The 2,022-nt window shown below is 59.0% G+C and carries 2 protein-coding genes; one reads left to right on the top strand and one right to left on the bottom strand.

What is annotated here, in order from left to right:
* Positions 1–168 precede the first annotated feature (168 nt).
* A complete protein-coding gene (locus AC1DRJ_RS25625; protein WP_477804619.1) occupies positions 169–894 on the top strand; it encodes an intradiol ring-cleavage dioxygenase in 726 nt (241 codons plus the stop codon).
* A gap of 2 nt (positions 895–896) precedes the next feature.
* On the opposite strand, the gene AC1DRJ_RS25620 is transcribed toward AC1DRJ_RS25625, so the two are convergent.
* Positions 897–2,022 (bottom strand): aminotransferase class V-fold PLP-dependent enzyme (locus tag AC1DRJ_RS25620; protein WP_477804618.1); only part of this gene is annotated, 1,126 nt, incomplete at its 5' end.

Raw genomic sequence — 2,022 nt, 5'->3', positions numbered from 1 at the left:
GGCTTGCCCGCGATGAACGATAACGCGGTGCATCTGTTGAACCGCGGTGCCTGAATCGCGGGCAAGTCGGACCGCCGCATCGCACGCTCCCACATGCGATACATAATTACCGCAACTCACCGCTCGCCCGACGTTAATCTGCGTTCATCTTATGGAAGAGTGAACGTCATGGAAGACACCCCCTCAGTTGCACCCTCACAAGCGGTTTACCTGCTGTCTCCCGAACAGATCGCCGGCCCGTATTTCCGCAATCCGAAACTGATCAGGCGCAACATCAGCGAATGCGCCGATGGCGTTCCCTTGGTGTTGCGCCTGGCAATTGTCGATGCCATGACTGGGCAGCCTGTCACGGGCGCGCTGGTCGATATCTGGCATTGCAACGCGCGTGGCGCCTATTCGGGTTGGAGCAAGATCGATCCGGACAAGGAAGTCGATGTCGATGAAATCGGCTCGATCCCGCGCACCGACGATGACACTTACCTGCGCGGCGGACAATTCACGGACAAGCAAGGCATCGTGCGGTTTACCACGATCTATCCGGGGTTCTACGCCGGTCGCGCGCTGCACATTCATGTCGCTGTGCGCATCCCAGTTGGCAACAATTACCTGGAAGAACGGCATGTTGCCTGGGTCGGTCAGCTTTACTTGCCGGAAGTGGCTTCGCGCTCGGTACTCAACTCCCGTGAGTACAACGGTCGAAAGGCTTCAGCACTGACCAACGATGAAGATGTTTACTACAAGCACCACGGCGGCGAAGCCTCGACTTTAAACGTGCATACCCTCGGTCGGGATTCGAATGAAGATGGCTTTTTCGGTTTCACGACCATTGGCATCGACACTTTTGCGGTTTCAACGCACATCAAACCCGAGGACTTCGACAAGTACACCGTGTGACCTCAGCGCAGTTCGGTCAACGCCCGGGCCAGCAGTTCCATGTGTGCAGCGGTGGTGGTCAGGCCCGGTGTGATACGGATGCACGGCGCACTCGCGGCGCCGCTGCGCATAACGGTAAACAGGTTGTAGTCGCGAAGCAGCCGCTCGACCATGGGTTGTTGATCGGCCTGTCGCGTGAAGCGCATCGACGTGATGCCGCAATACAGGCGAGGATCATCCGGCGTCATGACTTCGATCCCCGGGAGTTCGCGCACCGCGCGCACCCACAGATTGCGCAAGTAGTTGAGTCGGGCACCCTTGGCGGCGGACCCACCCATGGTGAGATGTTCCTCGAATACCAGCGGCAAGGTCAGCAGCGCCGGGATATTGGGGGTGCTGTGCGGCGTGCGTGCGCGAATGTCAGTGACCGGGAAACTCGACTCACCCATGTCCGGGTCGATGTCGGTCAGGCGCTCGGGCGCGATGTAGATGAACCCCAGCGTCAGCGGTGCGCCAATCCACTTGTGCAGGTTGTAGCCGGCAAAGGAGATATCCAATTCATCGAGATTGAAGTCGATCTGCCCCAACGCATGGGCGCCGTCGAGGATCACATCGATCCCGTGTTCCTTGGCCGCGGCTGCAATCGCTTGCACCGGCATGACCAGGCCGGTGCGGTGGGTAACATGAGTCAGGGCCATCAGTTTGAGCTTGGGGTAACGCACAAACGCTTCGCGATAGCTGGCCAGCAAACTGTCGAAAGTGGCGGGGTGCGCGTGGTCGATTTCAATCACCTCGACGCCGCGATTGCGCGCCAGCCAACGCATTGCCCCTTTGACGGTGTCGTATTCCAGATCGCAGATCAGTACCTGATCGCCCGGCTGGAGGCGGTTGTAATTGCGAATCAACGATTGCAAGCCGTCCGAGGCGTTGCGCGTCAGGGCCACAGCGTCGGCAGGTACCCCCACCAGTTCGGCCAATTGCGCGGTGATCTTCAGGATTTCGCCCTGTTCGAACCGCTGGCGTACATGTACTGAGTTACTGCGGTTGATGAACTCGATATTGCGCTGGTATTCCTCGACTACCGTTCGCGACATGCGCCCGAAGTAGCCGTTTTCCAGATTGATCGGGCCGGGTTCGACAGCATAGCGA

Source organism: Pseudomonas sp. P5_B2 (genome assembly GCF_056400445.1).
The sequence above is the reverse complement of the archived record's forward strand: the minus strand, read 5'-3'. Positions and strand labels throughout refer to the sequence as shown.

Bases quoted from the DNA above. Each gene is read 5' to 3' on its own strand.
- AC1DRJ_RS25625 (WP_477804619.1), top strand. From the start codon at position 169: ATGGAAGACACCCCCTCAGTTGCACCCTCACAAGCGGTTTACCTGCTG.